The sequence below is a fragment of the Anabaena sp. 4-3 genome (assembly GCF_001597745.1).
In the GTDB taxonomy this organism is placed as follows: Bacteria; Cyanobacteriota; Cyanobacteriia; order Cyanobacteriales; family Nostocaceae; genus Trichormus.
Genome location: NZ_LUHJ01000076.1, coordinates 105940 through 125978 on the forward strand (window position 1 = coordinate 105940; position 20039 = coordinate 125978).

The 20039-nt window shown below is 39.9% G+C and carries 13 protein-coding genes and 1 pseudogene; 7 read left to right on the top strand and 7 right to left on the bottom strand.

Going from position 1 to position 20039, the window contains the following annotated elements; translation table 11 throughout:
* Positions 1 to 88: 88 nt before the first annotated feature.
* Positions 89 to 1303 (bottom strand): FAD-dependent oxidoreductase, encoded by a 1215-nt coding sequence (locus A3775_RS22695; RefSeq protein ID WP_066426941.1) that lies wholly within the window; start codon positions 1301 to 1303, stop codon positions 89 to 91.
* A gap of 57 nt (positions 1304 to 1360) precedes the next feature.
* Positions 1361 to 2899 (bottom strand): NAD(P)/FAD-dependent oxidoreductase, encoded by a 1539-nt coding sequence (locus A3775_RS22700; protein ID WP_066426943.1) that lies wholly within the window; start codon positions 2897 to 2899, stop codon positions 1361 to 1363.
* A 378-nt stretch (positions 2900 to 3277) separates the two neighbouring features.
* Between A3775_RS22700 and A3775_RS22705 the strand changes: the two genes are divergently transcribed.
* On the top strand, positions 3278 to 3571 hold the full coding sequence (locus tag A3775_RS22705; RefSeq protein WP_066426945.1) for a LysR family transcriptional regulator: 294 nt from the start codon (positions 3278 to 3280) through the stop codon (positions 3569 to 3571).
* 124 nt (positions 3572 to 3695) lie between these two features.
* Here the strand turns inward: A3775_RS22705 and A3775_RS22710 are convergent, their stop codons facing one another.
* The 4 genes from A3775_RS22710 to A3775_RS22725 form a co-directional block, all read right to left on the bottom strand.
* Positions 3696 to 5960 (bottom strand): glycoside hydrolase family 65 protein, encoded by a 2265-nt coding sequence (locus A3775_RS22710; RefSeq protein WP_066426947.1) that lies wholly within the window; start codon positions 5958 to 5960, stop codon positions 3696 to 3698.
* Between the two features lie 514 nt (positions 5961 to 6474).
* Positions 6475 to 7425, bottom strand: a complete 951-nt coding sequence (locus A3775_RS22715) for a MoxR family ATPase (protein ID WP_066426949.1) — start codon at positions 7423 to 7425, stop codon at positions 6475 to 6477.
* A 123-nt stretch (positions 7426 to 7548) separates the two neighbouring features.
* Positions 7549 to 8628 (bottom strand): DUF4350 domain-containing protein, encoded by a 1080-nt coding sequence (locus A3775_RS22720; protein WP_066426951.1) that lies wholly within the window; start codon positions 8626 to 8628, stop codon positions 7549 to 7551.
* Entirely contained in the window at positions 8625 to 9230 is a 606-nt protein-coding gene (locus A3775_RS22725) for a DUF4129 domain-containing protein (protein WP_066426952.1), read from the bottom strand. Before A3775_RS22725 ends, A3775_RS22720 begins: the two co-directional genes overlap by 4 nt.
* A 283-nt stretch (positions 9231 to 9513) precedes the next feature.
* Here A3775_RS22725 and A3775_RS22730 point away from each other — a divergent pair, with 283 nt between their 5' ends.
* The 6 genes from A3775_RS22730 (at position 9514) to A3775_RS22755 (ending at position 19456) form a co-directional block, all read left to right on the top strand.
* Positions 9514 to 10311, top strand: coding sequence for an alpha/beta fold hydrolase (locus tag A3775_RS22730; protein WP_066382084.1), 798 nt, complete (start codon positions 9514 to 9516; stop codon positions 10309 to 10311).
* Positions 10312 to 10521: 210 nt separating this feature from the next.
* Positions 10522 to 11154, top strand: coding sequence for a dTMP kinase (gene tmk / locus A3775_RS22735; RefSeq protein WP_066382083.1), 633 nt, complete (start codon positions 10522 to 10524; stop codon positions 11152 to 11154).
* Between the two features lie 19 nt (positions 11155 to 11173).
* Positions 11174 to 12142: a DNA polymerase III subunit delta' gene (gene holB / locus A3775_RS22740; RefSeq protein WP_066426954.1), complete on the top strand. Its 969-nt coding sequence runs from the start codon at positions 11174 to 11176 to the stop codon at positions 12140 to 12142.
* Between the two features lie 125 nt (positions 12143 to 12267).
* Positions 12268 to 13008: a DUF1995 family protein gene (locus A3775_RS22745; protein WP_066382081.1), complete on the top strand. Its 741-nt coding sequence runs from the start codon at positions 12268 to 12270 to the stop codon at positions 13006 to 13008.
* A gap of 771 nt (positions 13009 to 13779) precedes the next feature.
* Entirely contained in the window at positions 13780 to 14871 is a 1092-nt protein-coding gene (locus A3775_RS22750) for a response regulator (RefSeq protein WP_066382379.1), read from the top strand.
* 277 nt (positions 14872 to 15148) lie between these two features.
* Entirely contained in the window at positions 15149 to 19456 is a 4308-nt protein-coding gene (locus A3775_RS22755) for a PAS domain S-box protein (protein ID WP_066426956.1), read from the top strand.
* A 75-nt stretch (positions 19457 to 19531) separates the two neighbouring features.
* Here A3775_RS22755 and A3775_RS22760 read toward each other — a convergent pair.
* Positions 19532 to 20039, bottom strand: a pseudogene (locus A3775_RS22760) (serine/threonine protein kinase); the annotation flags it as partial.

The window sequence follows — 20039 nt, forward strand, 5'->3', positions numbered from 1 at the left end:
TATAAATTCAAAACCTTGTAGAGACGTTGCATGCAACGTCTCTACACTGTGTCTAATTAACCGAAAATTGCCCCCTGCCCTTCTTCCCTCACCCGATTAATTGGGCAACCCTAAACGCCGAAGTGATCGCCCCTTCATGTAAACCATCTCCTAAATAAGCTCCTGCATGATAAGTATTATTCTCACCATTAGTCATAATAATTTCGTTTCTGTACCTGAAAGATTCAACCGTATAGAGGGGAGTATGATGATTTTGAATGTGAATAATTTTGTCTTGAGCAATTAAATCATCTAGATTAAAAGCCAGACTGTATTTAACAGAAGATGACACTCCACAAAGTTGGTTGAGATAAGCATTATATCCCCATCCTTTATGAGTAGGGAAAAAATCAAATTCCGCAGGTTGTTTAATTCCCCGTCTCACATACATTGAATTATCTGTGTGAATGATAGTTTTTGCATGGTTTTTCTGCCATCCTGAAAATCGCTTAACTTCTTCTTCAGTCGGAGGCGATAATAACTTAATAACTTGGTCAGGTGGCGTTGCAAAAACAACTTTGTCAAAAAGATACTTTACACCATCTGACAATACTATTTTTACAGAATTAGCTTGTCTAAAAATCTCTGCTACTTCCACATTGAGAAAAATTTCACCTCGGAAACGTTCAATAATTTTTTCAATATAAGTATACACACCTCCTTTAATCCTCACCCACTTCACAAAAATATAATCTCTTAATGTAGGAATAGCCATCTCAGCAGGAAAGTTATCTATTAAATTAAAGTCCATTGAATAGCTATACATTAGCAATAATTTCAGCCAATCGTTACGTATACACTGTCTAGTTAAAAATTGACAAATTGGCTGATTATATAATTGCTGCATTTGGGTAAAATGCGTTTTTAACCATAATCCAGCAGCACCAGTATACAGAGTATTTAGCTTCAGAGATTCAATTACACGCTGTATACCTGTAAAGTTGTTTTGAATCATCACAGATGAAAGAACGTGATTACCATCTTTTAAAAATATTCCTGAACCAATATCAACGGGTTCTAATTCTACCTCTAACTCTTGCATTAATTTTAAAAAGTGGTGAAAATTTAAGGGAAATTCCAGTACACCACCTTCTAAAATTTGCTCACAGTCAGATTGATTAGGTTTAACATTTTTATTTAATGTCCGAATATGTCCGCCCAAAATAGGTTGTTTTTCAAAAATCGTGACATGATGACCTTGTTTATCAAGTAGGTAAGCTGTTACAATACCACTCGCTCCACCGCCAATAATCGCGATTTTCATATTGCACTACCACAATAAGGGGATGTTTTGACAAATCAAGTTTTTATCGAGCTTTTATCAACCCTTGGATAAAATCACATCTCCCGATAATCTTTGATAAAGAATAGCCCCAGTCCAAAACGTAGGCGCAAAACCTGGGTATCCAGACGAAGCATTACAAAAATAAAAGTTATTTAAAGATGTTTCGTGATTTAATCTACCAATTCCCATATTTTTCGGTGTCAGATTAGAACCATAAGAATTACCTTGAGGACACCAACAAAATCGCTCATTAGTGGTTGGGCTACCAGTAATTTTAAAAACTAAATGTTTTCTCAAATCAGGAATATAGTTTTTTTCTACTACATCTAGAATGTAATTGAGAATTTCTTGTTTTTTACGTCGGTAATCCTTTTTATTAGTTTCTCGCAACTGTTTAAAATAATCATAATTAGCAACTGTCAAAAATTCGATAATTTGATAACCCTCTGGACAGTCACGTTCAGAATTTGTCAATAATGTAGGTGTAGTAATGGCAAAACTGGGATTAGAATAATCATGCTTTTCATACATTTGATAAAATGCTTCATTTAAATTACGATGTCCAGTATGAAAAGTATTCCATTTACCAAATCCATAATCACGCAAATCAATATCCTTCACAACGCAGTAAGCCATAAAGTTAGAAGGAGAATAATCATAATTTAGCTTTTTACGTATTTTTTTAGAAAAATTTTCTAATCCAATCATCTGGGCAGCTTTTTGAGGGTCTATATTGCAAATAATAGTGTTGGCATTAAATTCATATTTTTGATGATTGATTTTATTAACTGCTTTGACTCCTGTTACAGTTTTATTGCTGAGGATAAAATCAGTAACCTCCAGGTTGAGAAGCACATCGCCGCCATTTTCTTCAATAACTTTAACTAGAGAATTAATCACATGATCAAAATGATGTGTCGGATAAAAAGCACCGTTTTGATAGTTAGTGAATAAAATTACCCAAGCGTAAAAAGAAAGTTGATCAGGCGGTAGTAAAAAGTCTGGCCATTGCAATGCTAAAAGCGTTTGGGCTGCTTGAGGTAATTGGAATTTGTCAAAAACATCTTGAAGTGTACTATGCAAATACTTAACAGCAGATGATACTTGACCAAGATGTTTAAAAACTTCCCTAGGAATGATTGGGGGAGATAGTATTTTTAAGCCTTCACTTGTCTGTTTAACTTCCAGAATAAATTGCCGAATCTGCTCGCTATTTTCGGGAAAAAGTTGAGATAAACGGCGGATTAATTCTTGCGAGTCTGAGGGAATATCTAATGAGTAACCGGGCATTCTCATGTGGTCGAAACCATCAGGTTCGTATCGCTCAAAGGTGACTTGTTTATCCAAGTTCAATTTTTTCAGAACTCGATTGACAGTGTATCCTTCGCCACAATCCCAAACATAATGCAGTTGAGCATTAAACTTATATTTTTTTGCCATCGTAAACGTATGTCCAAAGCCCCCTGGATGCTCATGGGACTCTAAAACTTGAACTTTTTTACCAGCTTTTGCCATTAAAGAACCAAAGACCAAAGCTGACAAGCCACTACCTACAATCAGGTAATCTGTTTTCATCGCTTACGAGTTAAAACAATGTAAGCTAAATGTGCATTACCTTTATGTGGTTTTTCATGAATCCTGAGAGGGATTTACAAAACAGAGGGGGAGCAGGGGAGCAGGGGAGCAGGGGAGCAGAGAAGAAAAACTAATAACTAATGACCAATGACTAATGACCAATGACTAATGACCAATGACTAATGACCAATGACCAATGACTAATGACCAATGACCAATGACTAATGACCAATGACTAAATTTTGCATTGGTATAAGTGTTTATCTATCTTTAGATTGTAGACATCTGAAATCATCTTGCATAAGATTAGTCTTGATTATTACTAAATATATATAAATTTAAGCAAAGTTCAGTATACATTGAAACATATAATTGCCCATGAAAATTTCTCAACTTCGCGCCGTTATTGCAGTAGCGGAGCGCGGTAATTTTAGTGAAGCAGCTTTAGAATTACAACTAACCCAACCGGCTGTTAGTCATGCGATCGCTACTTTAGAAGAAGAATTAGGTGTACCCTTATTTGCTAGAGGTCGTCATGGTGCTGTGCTAACACCTGCGGGTGAGCGCATTTTACATCATATCCGTCAGGTGATGCAGCATTTAGAGATGATGCAGCAAGAAGCCAACCTACATAAAGATTTGCAAGTTGTGGGACGTAACACCCCTGGTTAGGGAGCAGGGGAGCAGGGGAGCAGGGGGGTGGAGGAAGCGGAGGTAGACAAGGTAGACAAGGGAGAAATTCTTTCCCAGTCCCCAGTCCCCAGTCCCCAATACCCAGTCCCCAGTCCCCAGTCCCTCATTGCATTACACTGGCATAGATAGGAACCTTGGCTTCTTGTGTTACCATTGCCATTTCTGCATCTGGTTGTAAATCAAACTCATGCCATTCGTTGCGCCATTGCAAGCGAAACTTGAGGCGTGTCCAACTGGGCGGTAAATTAGGACAAGCCATTGGGCCAAATTGAGTCATTCTCACACCCGCAAACCCGAAAACTACAGCTTGCCACACTCCCCCCGCACTAGCGGCGTGTATTCCTTCGGCGGCGTTGAGTCTGACATCTTCTAAGTCTACTAATGCAGCTCTCTGAAAATGGGTAAAGGCTTCCGTTGGTTCATTCAAGTCACAAGCTAAGACGGCGTGAATTGCTGGGCCTAAAGAAGAACCATAGGTATGGTCGGTGCGTTGGTTATAATAGTCCCAATTAGCTTTGAGGGTGTTGTAGTCGTAACGCTGACGCAGCAAGTAAAGCAGCATTAATACATCTGGTTGCTTGAGCATTTGCTTTTGGCTGGTGGCTTCAATACCTAATAGACCTTGCAAAGATTTAGTCCGGGGTTCATAATCAGCAAGGTTGACATCTTCTAATTTAAAAAAGCCCTCAAATTGCTCAATTAAACCTGTGGCTGCATCTTGGTTGACGAATATCCGTTCTTGAATTTCTGCCCACTTATGTAAACGTTCTGTGGTTAAGTTGAGTTGTTCTACTAACTGAGCCGACTTTTCAGGGTATACGTGTTTGAACCAGTCCCACAGTGCCAAAGCTGAGTATAAATGCCACTGTACCATCAGGTTGGTAAAGGCGTTATTATCGATGCGATCGTGATATTCATCAGGGCCGATGACATCTAAAATGTCATAGCTGTGGCGTTGTGAGTTCCACTGTACCCGACTTTCCCAGAAAATCGCTGTATCGAGGATAATTTCTGCGCCATAGTCCCGCATCCAGTTATCATCATCGGTAGTTTGCCAATAATGCCAAACTGCATAGGCGACATCAGCCGTGATATGTACTTCTATATCACCGCACCAAATTCTGACTAACTCGCCGTTGGGATCTGGAACCCAACGGGGGGTGACTTCATCGCCGGTGGTGGCACTTTCCCAGGCAAACATAGCTCCTTGATAACCAGCTTCTTGGGCTTTGCGTCTAGCTCCGGGTAGGGTATGGTAGCGGTAGGTGAGTAAATTACGGGCTATGGCTGGTTGAGTGTAGGTAAGGAAGGGGAGAATAAAAATTTCTGTGTCCCAAAAGATGTGTCCGCGATAGGCAAAACCGGAGAGGGTTTTGGGGGGGATACTTACACGGTCATCTTGGTGGGGTGCTGCGGCTAGTAGTTGAAAAATATTGTAACGGACACTGACTTGAGAGAGGCGATCGCCTTCAATCACAATATCACTGTTTTGCCAGACTTGTTCCCAGGCGGCAATGTGAGCAGCTAGTAAGGTTGCGTATCTCGGTTCATCAGCTAATTTCTGTAAGGCGGCTACTATGGGGTTTTCTGTTTCCCGTGAAGTAAACAGGGTGACTATCTTCTCTACAGCTACCGTCTTGCCTGGGTGAGATGAGAAAGTAGTTGTTAATGTGGAAGATGCAGACCGATTAACGCACACAGTTGCAGTATCATCATCTTCTACTACCAACTTAGCAGCCATCCCCAACTGAATCTGTGAGTGTAGGGTTTGACTGTGCAGCCAGATGATTTCACCTGCACCGCCTTGGTTTAAAGTCCGCCAATGGGGAACACCTTGAGTTGTGGGTTCCGCATCAAAGCCTACTTCAACTGTGATATCACCAGCAAAATCAACAGATGTAATTTCACAACGAATTGCTAAAGCGTGTTGGTCTGCCAAACTGGTGAAACGCTGAAAATGCAAATCTAGGGTATGTCCTTTGGGAGAACGCCAACGCACATCACGGCTAACTAAACCTAAGCGTAAATCAAGGCGACGCTCATAATTAAGGATTTCCCCAGAGTTCATCCTAAAGCTTTCACCTGCCACTGTCACCACCAAGGGCAACCAGTTAGGACAGTTCACCAGTTCTGTGTAAGCAATAGCTGTGTCATCATACAAACCATTAATTAGGGTTGCTGAAGAATCTTGATCATACCCTTCCTCAAACGTTCCCCGTGTTCCTAAATAACCATTCCCAAGGGTAAAGACGGTTTCTTTATGGTGCAGTTGTGTCGGGTTAAATTCTGTTTCTATAACGTTCCACTCAGCAGTTTCCAGCAGTTTCTCGGTGGATGGATAGTTTTCAACACATAAATCGTTAAGCATGAGTATTAAAACCTAATCTTTTGGGTTGAGTTGTTAATAGATGAAACCGCTTCTCTGGGATTTACAGATATTTTCTGGCTATCCCTTGATTGTGGTTAGTTTCAATTAGTTTCATCAGATGTAGTAGACTTGGCTGCTAACATTAACGTTCCCCGTTTCATCTATCTCTGGTTAGGTTTTAACGCAGATTGGAGTAGCTAGAAGAGATACTCTAGCAATTGATACATTTTGTCATATAAATTGCCAAAAACGATATTTTTTGGTTTTATGAATGCTGTGGCGAAAGTAAATATATTTAGTGATAATAATGCTATTTTTTGTTGATAGGAGATGATTTACTCACGCAGAGGCGCAGAGACGCAGAGAGAAGATAAGGAAACACCAAAAAATAAATTATCCAAATCGACTGTTAGTAGGGTGCGTCAGGATGAATATTTTCTTGATATGGCTAGGGTTTCTCGTACTGACGCACCCTACATTTTCCCTAATTTCAGTTAACAACAGCTTTTCCTGCTTACCTTGGTACTGGCACTTGATTTACTATTGATGCAATTACAGCATCAATTTGTAAACCATCTAGCATAGCTTCAGGTTTTAAAATCAAACGATGGCGTAAAAGTGGCGATGCTACAACTTTGACATCATCTGGTGTGACAAAATCCCTTCCTGCTAACCATGCAGCAGCTTGGGATGTTTGCAGCCAAGCACCCGCAGCACGAGGAGATGCACCCAAAGCTAAGTCAGAATACTGGCGTGATGTTCTCACTAAAGTTAAGAGATAGTCAATAATTGCTTCTGAGACTTTTACTGCTTTTACTGCCTGTCTTGCTGTTAAGATTTCATCTACTGTTGCGACTGGTTGTAAGCGGTTAATCTCCCAGCGTCTTGCAGCAAAGCCATGCTGACGATTAATTAACATTTGCTTTTCGGCAGCTTGATCAGGATAATCTACTACTAGCTTGAATAAAAATCTATCTAGTTGCGCCTCTGGTAAGGGATAAGTTCCTTCAAATTCTAAGGGGTTTTGGGTGGCAATTACCCAAAATAAATCCGGCAATGGTAAGCTTTCACCATCTAGTGTAACTTGCATCTCTTCCATTGCTTCTAGCAAAGCTGCTTGTGTTTTGGGGGGAGTGCGGTTAATTTCATCTGCTAGTAAAACTTCGGTAAAGACAGGCCCTTTTTTTAAGGTGAAACTATGGCTATTCAAGTCAAAAATGTTTGTCCCGGTAATATCTGAGGGTAAAACATCTGGTGTGAGTTGCACCCGGCGAAACTCTGCTTGAATCAATTGTGCTAATACTTTTACTAGGAGTGTTTTACCAGTTCCCGGTACACCCTCTAATATAATATGCCCACCTGCTAATAATCCTATTAGTAATTGTTGTACTAGGTTGGATTGTCCTACGACAATTTGGTTAAGTTTTTCACCAAGATGAATTAATACTGGACGGGTTTCATTCATAAATAGTTATTAGTTATTAGTCATTAGTTATTAGTTATTAGTTATTAGTCATTGGGCATTGATTGAGGATTATTTCTTTATTTCCCCTCATCCCCCCAGTACCCAGTCCCCAGTCCCCAGTCCCTATTCCCTCAAAGTTCGCCATTTCGCTAACCAGTTGATTAAGTCTCGCTGACTGATACGGCGTTTTCTGGTTTGTAACTTTAACACTGTATCTAATTCGGTGGGATTTTTACCTGTTTTCTCTGTCCACAGGTTGAGTAAAACTTGATGTTCTAGGGGTACTGATTCTAAACCTAAAGCTTTTTGTAGTTGGATTTGTTCTTCTTTGCCTATCATCTCTAAAACAAAGTCGCTTGCTTCGGCTTTTTGTAACACTCCTGCTAATGCTTGGATGTAGGCTTGGCTGTTATCCATGACTGGTGTTTCTAAGGCTACAGGTTGACCAAATCGGCGATTTTGTGACCAGATTAAAACTAGGAGTAACACGCTAGCCTGTATCAGTATAACTAGCAAGGGGGTGTTAGCCAAGTAACTAATTAAATTACCTTGTCCTTGACTTTCTCTGATGTCAGCATCTTTGTAGCCGTGGATGTATTCATCCACAAAGAGGTTATTATTTTTTTGTGTGACTAAACTGGCTAAGTATTGAAAATTATTTAATTCGTCTTGGTAGGCGTTGGCGGCTAAATAGGGAGTAGTGGAATAAATTACTGTTCCTGGTTGGCGTTGTTCTTCCCAGACTATAGCACCGAAGCGATCGCCTAATAAAATCTGTTCCGGTTTCACTTTTTGATTTCGTCTGCGGGTAGCAATTTTTACCTCACCCACAGGAGACTCCTGTATTGTGTGAAAATTAGCTTGACTCACCCTAACCCGCACACCCAAAATTACTAAATTATTACCTTTGTTTAACCATGCTCGCTCATCAGATGATAAGCTGACTTCTCTTTGCTGACTATATATTCTTAACAGGGTGGCTGGTTTGGTTTCATCTGTCAAATCACTCACAGGCTTTTGCCAACGTTGAATATTAGTCCCTTGCTCCTGCATAAAAGCATACCAAGCACCGTAACCATCGGCAGCACGGCTATAGGTAGAACCAGTATAAATTTGTGTATTGGGAGCAGTTACAAAACTTAATATAACGATAACTGCGATCGCGATCGCACCCAGCCAAACAGTGCGTTTTGAGCGTTTCATTTTTGGGTAATCTCCCGGTAAGCTTGCTGACACTGTTGATAATTTTCTGGCAATATCTCCGTATTACCAAAACATAATTGTTCGTGAGTAGTAATCACAGTTTCGTAAGGTTGGATAGCAGTTTGGGATAATCGTAGTAATTGCAGATATTCCGCATCAGTGCGACTGGGTTGATGGATAATAATTTTTTGGTCGTGCAAATGTTGTAAAATCGCCAAATATATACAACGACAAGCCTCACGATAATTACCTTGACGGTAAAAGACTTGCGATCGCTCCCACCAACTTGTCACAGATAAATCTTGGCTGAGTGTGTTTATTCTCACACCAATACCATTACCACTAGCCAACCGTGAATATATATATGGACTAAATACTAACCACAACCGCCAAATTACACCAGTCACAAAGACAACAACCACCAGCCAAAACAAAAACTGTAACAAACTCGCCAACCAAGGGCTAAGTTGCCAATCAGGATTCCATTCTGGTAAAACTCTTTCAAAGCGGTAAGATTGATATTCCAACCATTCTCCTACCTGCTGTTGCAACTGAGATAACTGCCAACTCCAGCTAGTTTTTTCAAAAGCATCTGTAGACATAAACAGGGAATAGGGACTAGATAAGAGATAACACAGATGCCTAAGATTACAACATAATTCATCGCCAATAAACTGGAGAAACACTCCGCGCTCCTCTGCGTTTAAAAAAGCGATTGAGCATAAATCTATTGATATATGTAACTATTATAACATATAATCATCACCCCAGTCCCGGTAGTCGCGCTTTAAATTTACTACATAACTACATCAAGGTATGATTTACTCACGCAAAGACACAGAGACAAAGAAGAGAATTTTTTTTATATTGAATTTTTAATTATTTATGCCTAAAGTACAAATAAACGGAATTGATTTGTTCTACGACATCCAAGGAACAGGAGAACCTTTACTTTTAATTTCCGGCTTCACGTGCGATCATTCTTATTGGTCGGTACTCATGCCATTGTTGACTGCCCACTACCAAATCATTCGTTTAGATAACCGAGGTATAGGGCGGAGTTCTGCATCGAATAGTCCTTATACTATCCAAGAACTAGCCCATGATGTAGGTGCATTACTCGAACATTTAGGTATTGAGCAAGTACATGTTGTTGGTCATTCTATGGGTGGTCAAATTGCCCAAGAATTAGTATTAGCATATCCACAAAAAGTTAAAAGTCTGATATTACTATCCTCGCTCGCTAAAGGTGATGAGCGATTTAATAGCATTGTTGAAACTTGGGGGGAACTTCCGCAACATATAGACAAGAGGCTTTATCAAAAGATTTTATTGACTTGGAGTTTTAGCAATACTTTTTATTCAAATTCAGAAATCATAGAACAACTGATTGAATGGGCTGTGCATTACCCTTATGCACCATCAACTCAGAGTATTTATCAACAAAGTCAGGCTATCCTGGGTTGTGATACTACAAACCGTCTGCACAATATTCTTTGTCCGACGTTAGTGTTAGTCAGTAAGCAAGATATTCTCACGCCAATTAAGTTTTCGGAGGAATTATCCCAAGGTATTCCCCATGCTAAGTTAGAAATTCTTGATTGTGGTGGTCATGGTTTTATGATTGAATCACCGCAGATTGTCAGTAGGGCGATACTGGATTTTTTAGCCCAGTTAAATTAACTGAGTCATTAGTTATTAGTCATTAGTCATTAGTCATTAGTCATTAGTTATTAGTTATTAGTCATTAGTTATTAGTTATTAGTTTTTCTCCCCCACTCCCTCATCTCCCCCACTCCCTCATCTCCCCCCACTCCCTCATCTCCCAGAATTTTGTGGGAGTTCTGCGCCTATGGCGTAGACTTATAAAGCGTTGGGAAATATAAAAACAGCATGGGTGGCAGATTAATTGTATTTGAAGGGGTGGAAGGTTGCGGTAAAACTAGCCAAATGCAGCTTTGTGCTGAGTGGTTAGAAAGTTTGGGTATTCCTGTAATTCTCACCCGTGAACCTGGGGGAACGGAGTTAGGTTTGCATTTGCGCCGTCTGTTGTTGGAGAAAGCGGAGGATAAACCAATTGATGAGGTGACAGAGTTATTATTATATGCTGCCGATCGCTCACAACACGTTGCCCAAGAACTGAAGCCTAACTTAGCAGCCGGCAAATATATTTTGTGCGATCGCTATATCTACTCTACCATTGCCTACCAAGGTTACGGTCGCTGTTTGGACATGAATTTAATTCATCAACTCAATCATATCGCCACTGGGGGGTTAACCAGTGACCTAACTATCTGGTTAGATGTAGATGTAGAAGTCGGACTTGCCCGCAAGGGTAAAGACGGAGTAGGATTAGACCGCATTGAACAAGAAACTCTCGCTTTTCATCGGCGTGTGCAGCAAGGTTATGCAGATTTAGCTGCCTCCTCTCCTACAAACATTATCCGCGTTGATGGTAATTCCAGTAAGGAAATTATACATCACATTATTCAGGGAATTGTACGCGAACATCTAAATGTCTCTTGAATATTGTCATAATCAATGAATGACTTATCATCCGTTCACACCACTGGTAGGACAACAACAAGCTATTGAGTTACTGACTCAAGCTGTCAAACAAAACCGCATTGCACCAGCTTATATGTTTGTCGGTGCTGACGGTATCGGACGGAGTTTAGCAGCGCGGTGCTTTATTGAATTATTATTTAGTAGTGGTGTAGAGGCGCAGTTGATTCCATCTTTACAACAACGCTTGCATCAAGGCAATCACCCTGATGTTTTATGGGTACAGCCAACTTACCAGTATCAAGGACAACGATTTACAGCCGCAGAAGCCGCAGAAAAAAAACTCAAACGCAAAGCACCGCCGTTAATTCGCTTAGAACAAATACGGGAAATTACCGAGTTTCTCAGTCGTCCACCCTTAGAAGCACCGAGAAATGTGGTAGTGTTGGCAGAAGCCCAAACAATGGCAGAACCAGCCGCCAATGCTTTACTGAAAACTTTAGAAGAACCGGGAAAGGCGACAATTATTTTAATTGCACCTTCTCCTGAGTCGCTGTTGTCTACTTTGGTGTCACGTTGTCAAAAGATTGCTTTTTCCCGCTTAGATACAGCTTCTTTGACTCAGGTACTCAGCCAAACAGGTAAGGATGAAATTTTACAGCATCCGGCAATTTTGAGTATAGCGGCTGGTAGTCCCGGCAGTGCGATCGCTGCTTACGAACAATTACAAGCTATCCCCTCCCAGCTACTCGCAGACTTGAGCAAAGTACCTAAATCCTACCGTCACGCTTTAGAATTAGCCAAGCAAATTCATCAAGATTTAGATACAGAAGCCCAACTGTGGTTAGTTGACTATCTGCAACAATCTTACTGGCAGCAATGGCAGCAACCAGCAATTATCAATCAGTTGGAACAAACTCGCAAATATTTACTGACTTACGTGCAACCGCGCCTAGTTTGGGAATGTACACTATTATTTCTCTATCAAACTCTCAACGGGCAGAATTGATTGATATATAGGGGGTTTTACTGTTTCCCGTTCCCCGTTATGAGTTCCCTTCTGACTTGGGTGTTGCTGAAAATCAGAGCTAATGCTGGAACAATAGGAGTAATGCAACAGAGACATCATACATTATGCCTGAACTTCCAAACACTTTAGAAGATGCGATCGCCCAAGCGCGGGAAGCTACCAAAGCCGCTTTAGCTGAGGGTTATACCCGCTTACAAGTTGAGTTACTGTTTCCCGAACTCAAGTTTATGCCTGTGGCAACACAATTTCTGCCGGTGTTTTCCGAATATGAATCCCGCTTAAAAGTGTTTTTTGCTGATGCTGGTGCGTCTGCTTTAGCCCGGCGTGAATGGGCAGATGTCCCCTATAAAATTCTAGATATTGGTACAGGAAGAATCGCTTCCATTGAATCAAAAGTACAGCCAGAAGATGAAATTTTCTTATTCATCGCCCCGACTTCCGTAGAAGTACCGCAACTGGAAAAAATTTGCGAAATTATAGGCGATCGCCCCCTAGTCATGTTAAACCCTCGTTTAGAAGATGCCGGAACTGTGGGCATTGGTTACGCCGCCAGACAAACCCGCCAACGCTTTATCAGTACACTGGAATCTTGCTATTACCTGCGTCCAGTTGATGATGAAACTGCCGTCTTCCGTTGCTACCCTGGATTATGGGAAATCTGGATTGAAAACAGTGGTACTTGGCAAAAAGTCGCTGAATTACCCAAAAAACCATCAGGCGATGAAATAGATTTAATTCTCAACCAAGGACAACCACAAACATCTACAGATAGCACCGTTACACCTGCCAGAAAACCCAGTGTTTTCAAGAGTTTGCAACGGTTTATCAAAGCCTTGAGTAATTAGATTCCAACAGAGGTAGCCGAGCCAAATTTTCCTAGCTGCTACCTCCTGAACTCTAAACAGTTACAAAATATCAACTATCAGTCTAATTAACTGCGTTCCTATCCGTCTAAATACAACTTGATAGATATTAACATTTCACTGAATTAATGATAGGATATAATGCTATGTAACATCACACCATACGCCTGATAGCTGCTAACTATTCATTGATTCAAATATTCCGTTTAATTGTAACTAGAAACCACTTGTAGTTAAGTATAACTACGTGATGTATTTGGTCATGTGACATTGTACAAACTTAAACTTTATAGAATTATTCCTTATTTATCACGAAGCGCAATTAACTAAGTATTGGTGATAATAAGACATAGAAAAGAACTAACCCAGAGTGTAAAATTATGTTTCTAATTTTACCTAAACTACATAAATACCACTTTGATCATTGAATATCAACCACAAATCCGAGATCAGATGCAATTAATTTTGGATATGGGCAAATGTTTCTCATATCCGGTTTAACACAAGTCAGCGACTAGAGATCAGAAATCCCAAAACCCTTGCGATTGCCATACGTCAGTGCGTTATTTTTGTAACAATACAAACAAGTAATTTAGCGGTTATGCTATGACTACCTGCACCACAGATGAGGAATGGCAAGGTTTACAGACAACAGAACTGTTATTGAACCATAGAAAAATTAAAACTTTTTTATATCTCAGAAGTTAAATGCCAGATACTTACTCAGTGCTTAATTACGTATCCCAGGAGCAAATGAAAAACATTTTAATAATTGAAGATGAACCAGAAATCAGAAATAATATTCAACAAATATTGGAATTCTCAGATTTTGAGACAGTAGTCGCAGAAAATGGATTGCAGGGTTTGGAGTTGGCAAAAGAGAAACAGCCTGACTTGATTCTTTGCGATATCATGATGCCTGATTTGGATGGCTATGGTGTATTAAATCAACTCCGTCAGGATAGTGCTACTGCAAGCATTCCGCTCATTTTCTTAACTGCTAAATCAGAGTGGCAAGATTTACGCCAAGGGATGGAACTTGGTGCAGATGATTACTTAACTAAACCCTTTGAACATGAACAATTACTGCAAGCGATCGCTACTCGTTTAGAAAAACAAGCAAAAGCTGAACAGCAAACTCAAGAAAAATTGAACGAGTTAAGCAGTTGTATCCATCACTCACTCCCCCATGAAATCAATACTCCTCTCAATCATATTCTAGGATTCTCAGATTTATTGATTCAAGAGCATGAAGAACTTTCACCTGAAGAAAGTTTAGAAATGCTACAGTCAATTCATCAAGCTGCTTTAAGGCTGCATAGAATGACTGTTAATTTTCTCATGTATGCAGACCTGGAGTTATTAGCATCTAACCCAGAAAAACTGGCGGAACTACGCAATAATAAAGTTAAAACTTTTGTCAAATCAAGCATTGAGAATGTCGCGGTTAAAATTGCCAAAAGTGTCAATAGGTTGTCTGATTTAAGCATAGAAATCTCAGATGCTTCCGTTAAAATTTCTCCGGCGAAGCTGAGTAAAATAGCTGAAGAAATAATTGATAATGCCTTTAAATTTTCCCAACCCAATACAAAAGTAAAAATCATAGGTTATAGCAGTAATAGTGATTTTTATCTGTATGTAATTGACGAAGGACGAGGGATGACCAAAGAACAAATAAAAAACGTGGGGGCTTATGTCCAGTTTGAACGTAAAATGTATGAACAACAAGGTTCTGGCTTAGGATTATCCATCGCTAAGAAGCTAGTGGAACTGCACGGCGGAGATTTATCAATTGATAGTTTACCAGAGAAGCAAACTATGGTTAGGCTTGTGCTTCCTCAGTAAATCAAGACTTTCATCTGCTTAAAAAAGCATACTGACTGGTAATTTTCTTCCCTATTACACTCGACTATATCCGCTAATTTCGCCTTTAAGCAGATGCAGACTTTTTGACTATGGCTAGTTATAAACCAGTCACAACAATCGTAACTAGCTGAACAGCACAATGAAAAAATGCAAATAAATCAGCTTACTTGCTTCAGAAATACCGCAGCCAGAAAAGCACAATGCCTAAATTGTCAATAAAAACGTAAATATAAAAAACTTACCTTATTAATAATTGATGTCTACAAAATTTTTTTCAACCTCTGATATAGAGCAAACGATTTTACCTGATCCTTTCACCTTGACTGCTACAACCCCAGCAATTGAAGCAGTGCAATTAATGAGTCAAGTTCGTGACACTTGTCACCTCAACTCAGCCTCAGTGCAATCTGATGTGAATCTGCTCAATCATTTCCATCATTCAGAACAAGCCAGTTGTGTTCTAGTAGTAGAAGACAACAAATTAGTTGGCATCTTTACAGAAAAAGATATTGTTAAATGTACAGCAATGGGGCTGGATTTAGAAACAGCAACGCTGGCAGAGGTAATGAGCAATAGTCCAGTAACTCTGAAAAAATCACAATTTACAAATATTTTTATTGCTTTAAATTTATTCCGTCAATATAAAATTCGTCATCTAGCTGTAGTTGATGACCACAATCATATTATAGGTTTGGTAACACCAACAACAGTGCGTCAATTACTACAGGCGGCTGACTTGTTAAAAATGCGTTCTGTTGATGAGGTAATGACTGGTGAAGTAATTCAAGCACCACCAACAGCATCCGTATTAGAGTTAGCGCAATTAATGACAGAGAATGCTGTCAGTTGTGTAGTGATTACCAACTCAGATTCTCAACCCATAGGAATTGTCACAGAAAGGGATATTGTACAAATTCGGGCTTTAGACTTAAATATTCGAGACATTCAAGCTAATATTGTGATGAGTGCGCCACTGTTTTATATGCGTCAAGAACAGTCTTTGTGGGAAGCGCATCAACAAATGCAACAACGACGCATCAGACGCTTGGTGGTAGTAGGTGGGAGCAACGAACTACTAGGAATAGTCACCCAAACCAGTGTACTTTCTGTTCTTGACCCATTAAAGATGTATGAAACAGTTAATTCTTTGCAGCAAACAGTCTGTAAATTAGAAACAGAAAAAGTTGAGATTCTGGAAAAGCAAAATGCAGAACTAGAGAGACAAGTTGCACAACGAACAGCAAAATTAATACAACAAGCAAATACAGACAGACTACTAGCTAACCTCTCTCAAAATATTCGGAACACCTTTGATATAGAATCGATTTTGCAAACTACTGTTTCAGAAATTCGGGCGTATTTGCAAACAGATCGGGTAGTGATTTACCAATTTGAACCACAATGGACGGGAAAAATTGTTGCTGAATCCCTAGCACCCGGAAAAACCTCTATCATAGGTCGTATGATCTATGATCCCTGCTTTGCCACGAGTTGGGTAGAACCCTACATGAATGGACAGGTACGAAAGATTGAGGATATTTATGCTTATGGGCTGGCTAATTGTCATATTGAGCTTTTAGAACAAGCAGAAATTCGCGCTAATTTGATTGTACCGATTGTCTATAATCAACAGCTTTGGGGTTTGCTTTGCGCTCATCAATGTTCCCAACCGCGATATTGGGAAACCTTAGAAGTTGAATTACTAGAAAAGTTATCTAGCCAAATCGCGATCGCTATTCAACAATCTCAACTTTATCAACAAGCACAAAAGGAACTCCGAGAACGCCAGCAAGCAGAAATCAAACTCAAAAAACTGAATGAGGAATTAGAAGAACACATATCTCAACGCCTGCAAGAATTACAACAAATCAATGATGAATTAGTCCAAGAAATTGTCGAGCGTAAACGAGTTGAACAGGAATTAAGGTATAGTGAAAACCGTGTCAGGGATATCCTCAATAGTCTGTTTACCTTTGTTGGCATTATCAACACCGATGGCATTTTACTGGAAGCCAACCGCGCCCCACTAGAGATTGCTAATCTCAGGGCTGATGATGTGATTAATAAACCATTTTCTGAAACTTATTGGTGGTCTTATAGCTCTGAAGTTCAAACCCAACTTCAACAAGCTATTATCCAGGCAGCACAAGGGCATAATGTTCGCTATGATGCCTTAATTCGTGGGGCAGGGGAAGAATTAATTACAATTGATTTATCACTCAATCCCATTTTTGATGTGACGGGCAAAGTGAATTACTTAGTAGCATCAGGTATTGATATTACAGAACGCAAACAGGCAGAACAAATATTACAAAAACAGTTAACTGCTATTGAAGCAAGTATTGATGGCATTGCCATTGTAAAAGATGATAAATTTATATTTTTAAACAAATCTCATGTTCAGTTATTTGGATATGATCATGCACAAGAATTAATCGGTAAAAGCTGGCGAGAACTTTATACATCAGAGGAAATAGCCCGTTTGGCACGGGACGTTTTCCCCATCTTGTTGCAGGAGGGGCATTGGCGAGGTGAGGCTACAGCACAGCGACGTGATGGTACTACCTTTCATGAAGAAGTCTCACTCACTCTCACTCAAGATGGCGAATTAATTTGTGTTTGTCGAGACATTACTGAAAGTAGACAAGCACAAAAGCAACTACAAAAGTTAGTGATAGAATTGTCAAACTTCAAACACGCTCTAGATCAAGCTGCTATTGTTGCCATTACAGACCCCGAAGGCACAATTACCTATGCTAATGATAATTTATGTAAAATTTCCCAATATTCCAGAGCAGAACTGATTGGTAAAACTCATAGCATCATTAATTCTGGTTATCACTCAAAAGAATATTTTCATCACCTTTGGTCAACTATTACCAAAGGTGAAGTTTGGCGCGGAGAAATCAAAAATCGGGCTAAGGATGGAAGTTACTATTGGGTAGATACAACCATTGTTCCTTTTCTGAAACATAATGGTAAACCTTGGCAGTATTTAGCCATCCACAATGATATTACTAATCGCAAACAGGCAGAATCAGACCTGCAAGAGAGTGAGGAGAAATTCCGTCAACTTGCAGAAAATATACATCAAGTTTTCTGGATAACTGATACAGAACAATTGCAAATGCTCTATATCAGTCCTGCTTATGAAGAAATTTGGGGTCGCACCTGTGCAAGTCTGTATAAAAATCCTAAATCTTTTATGGAAGCTATCTATGCTGATGACAGACAGCAATGTGCGATGGCAATGCAGAACAAAAAACAAGGGTTTGATATCGAATATCGCATTGTTCGACCTGACGGATCAATGCGTTGGATTAGAGATCAAGCCTTTCCCCTCAAGGATGAAACTGGAAAAGTTTATCGAGTGATTGGTATTGCAGAAGACATCACCAAGAGCAAAGTTGCCGCAGTCGCTCTTGAGCGCAGTCAAAATTTTCTCCGCCAAGTTATTGATACCAATCCCAATATAATTTTTGTCAAAGATTTGCAAGGTAGATTTATTCTAGCTAATCAAGCTTTAGCAAATCTTTATGGAAAAAAAATTGAAAAATTAATTGGTAAAACTGAAGCAGATTTTAATTCTAATCCCAGTGAGGTTGCATACTTCAAATTAATCAATCAGCAAGTGATCAGGACTTTGCAACCTCACACCATACCCGAAAGAATAATCATCACTGCTTCTGGAGAAACTCGTTATTTTCAAACCATCATATCCCCTTTGATAGCTCCTGACGGTAAAGCCTATCAAATTCTGGGAGTATTAACTGATATTACTGAACGTAAGCAAGCCGAACAGGAAATTTCCAAAGCCTTGGAAAGAGAAAAAGAACTCGGTGAATTAAAGTCTCGTTTTGTGTCGATGACTTCGCATGAGTTCCGCACTCCTTTATCTGTAATTTCTTCTTCAGCCGCAATTTTGAAAGATTTTGGTCACAAACTCGACGACACCAAAAAGAAAAAACATTTAGATTGCATTCAAACCTACGTCAAACACACAACACAATTATTGGACGATATTTTATTAATTCATAAGGCAGAAAATGGCAAGTTAGCTTTTGAACCTGCGCCTCTGGATTTGATTTCTTTCTGTCAGCAATTAACAGAGGAAATACAATTGAGCGCGCCAAATCACACCATTGTTTTTTCTAGTCATCCTCAAACCGGTGTGATTGGGAACATGGATAAAAAACTACTGCGGCAAATTTTGATTAATTTGCTTTCCAATGCTATTAAGTATTCACCCAACAGTGCTACAGTCAACTTCAACGTAAAAATTACAGAGTCAAATGTAATTTTGATGAGTATTCAAGACCAAGGTATTGGTATTCCCGAAACCGACCAAGTTAAATTGTTTGAATCTTTTCATCGCGCCAGAAATGTCGGTAACATTCCCGGTACAGGCTTAGGTTTATCAATTGTTGCTAAGTGTGTGGCATTGCATCAGGGATCAATCTCTGTGAATAGTCAGGTGGGTATGGGAACAACTTTTATTGTGGAGATTCCTTTACAATCTGTAACTTTTTTACCGGGATTCCTGAAAAATCCTGACTCTATATAGTTGCCGTCGAACTTTTGCCTGATGGTGGGAAGTAGGAATCTCCCGCCACCGGCGCAAGCCTTGGCGGTGAGAGTGTCAATTTTGGATTTGGCTGGGAACAGGTGAATTTCTCGAACCTTTATCTGTTTGTAAAAATATATATATTCCTGCCAAAAAAGCTAGTACAATTGCCAATCCAATCCCCAGATTTCGCCCAGAAAGGTTGGGATTTCTGGGTGCAGCCAAATTATTTGGCTTGGGTTCCAGAAGTGTGACATCTGGTGTCTTGTTACTACTGTCGGAAGATATAGGTTGTGGTAGATGCAACGTATTTTCTAAGTTGCTGGCTTGCTGATTGTTAATTTGCCCAGCCGCTAGATTTTCACTAGCGTTTGGATGGGGTGAAGGGCGTGGTTGCAAAATTGTCTCTTCCGCTTGCTGTGGTGCTTCTGGTTGTAGCAGTTGGGTATCACTATCGTGATTGCCACTGGCGTAGGGTGAAGGATGTGGTGGCAACACCTCCCCTGGGGTTGGCTGTGCTTCTGGTTGTAGCAGTTGGGTATCACTATCGTGATTGCCACTGGCGTAGGGTGAAGGATGTGGT

Excerpts from the sequence above, each read along its gene's own strand:
- A3775_RS22695 (WP_066426941.1), bottom strand. The coding sequence starts at position 1,303 with ATGAAAATCGCGATTATTGGCGGTGGAGCGAGTGGTATTGTAACAGCT.
- A3775_RS22700 (WP_066426943.1), bottom strand. The coding sequence starts at position 2,899 with ATGAAAACAGATTACCTGATTGTAGGTAGTGGCTTGTCAGCTTTGGTC.
- A3775_RS22705 (WP_066426945.1), top strand. The coding sequence starts at position 3,278 with ATGAAAATTTCTCAACTTCGCGCCGTTATTGCAGTAGCGGAGCGCGGT.
- A3775_RS22710 (WP_066426947.1), bottom strand. The coding sequence starts at position 5,960 with ATGCTTAACGATTTATGTGTTGAAAACTATCCATCCACCGAGAAACTG.
- A3775_RS22715 (WP_066426949.1), bottom strand. The coding sequence starts at position 7,425 with ATGAATGAAACCCGTCCAGTATTAATTCATCTTGGTGAAAAACTTAAC.
- A3775_RS22720 (WP_066426951.1), bottom strand. The coding sequence starts at position 8,628 with ATGAAACGCTCAAAACGCACTGTTTGGCTGGGTGCGATCGCGATCGCA.
- A3775_RS22725 (WP_066426952.1), bottom strand. The coding sequence starts at position 9,230 with ATGTCTACAGATGCTTTTGAAAAAACTAGCTGGAGTTGGCAGTTATCT.
- A3775_RS22730 (WP_066382084.1), top strand. The coding sequence starts at position 9,514 with ATGCCTAAAGTACAAATAAACGGAATTGATTTGTTCTACGACATCCAA.
- tmk (WP_066382083.1), top strand. The coding sequence starts at position 10,522 with ATGGGTGGCAGATTAATTGTATTTGAAGGGGTGGAAGGTTGCGGTAAA.
- holB (WP_066426954.1), top strand. The coding sequence starts at position 11,174 with ATGACTTATCATCCGTTCACACCACTGGTAGGACAACAACAAGCTATT.
- A3775_RS22745 (WP_066382081.1), top strand. The coding sequence starts at position 12,268 with ATGCCTGAACTTCCAAACACTTTAGAAGATGCGATCGCCCAAGCGCGG.
- A3775_RS22750 (WP_066382379.1), top strand. The coding sequence starts at position 13,780 with ATGAAAAACATTTTAATAATTGAAGATGAACCAGAAATCAGAAATAAT.
- A3775_RS22755 (WP_066426956.1), top strand. The coding sequence starts at position 15,149 with ATGTCTACAAAATTTTTTTCAACCTCTGATATAGAGCAAACGATTTTA.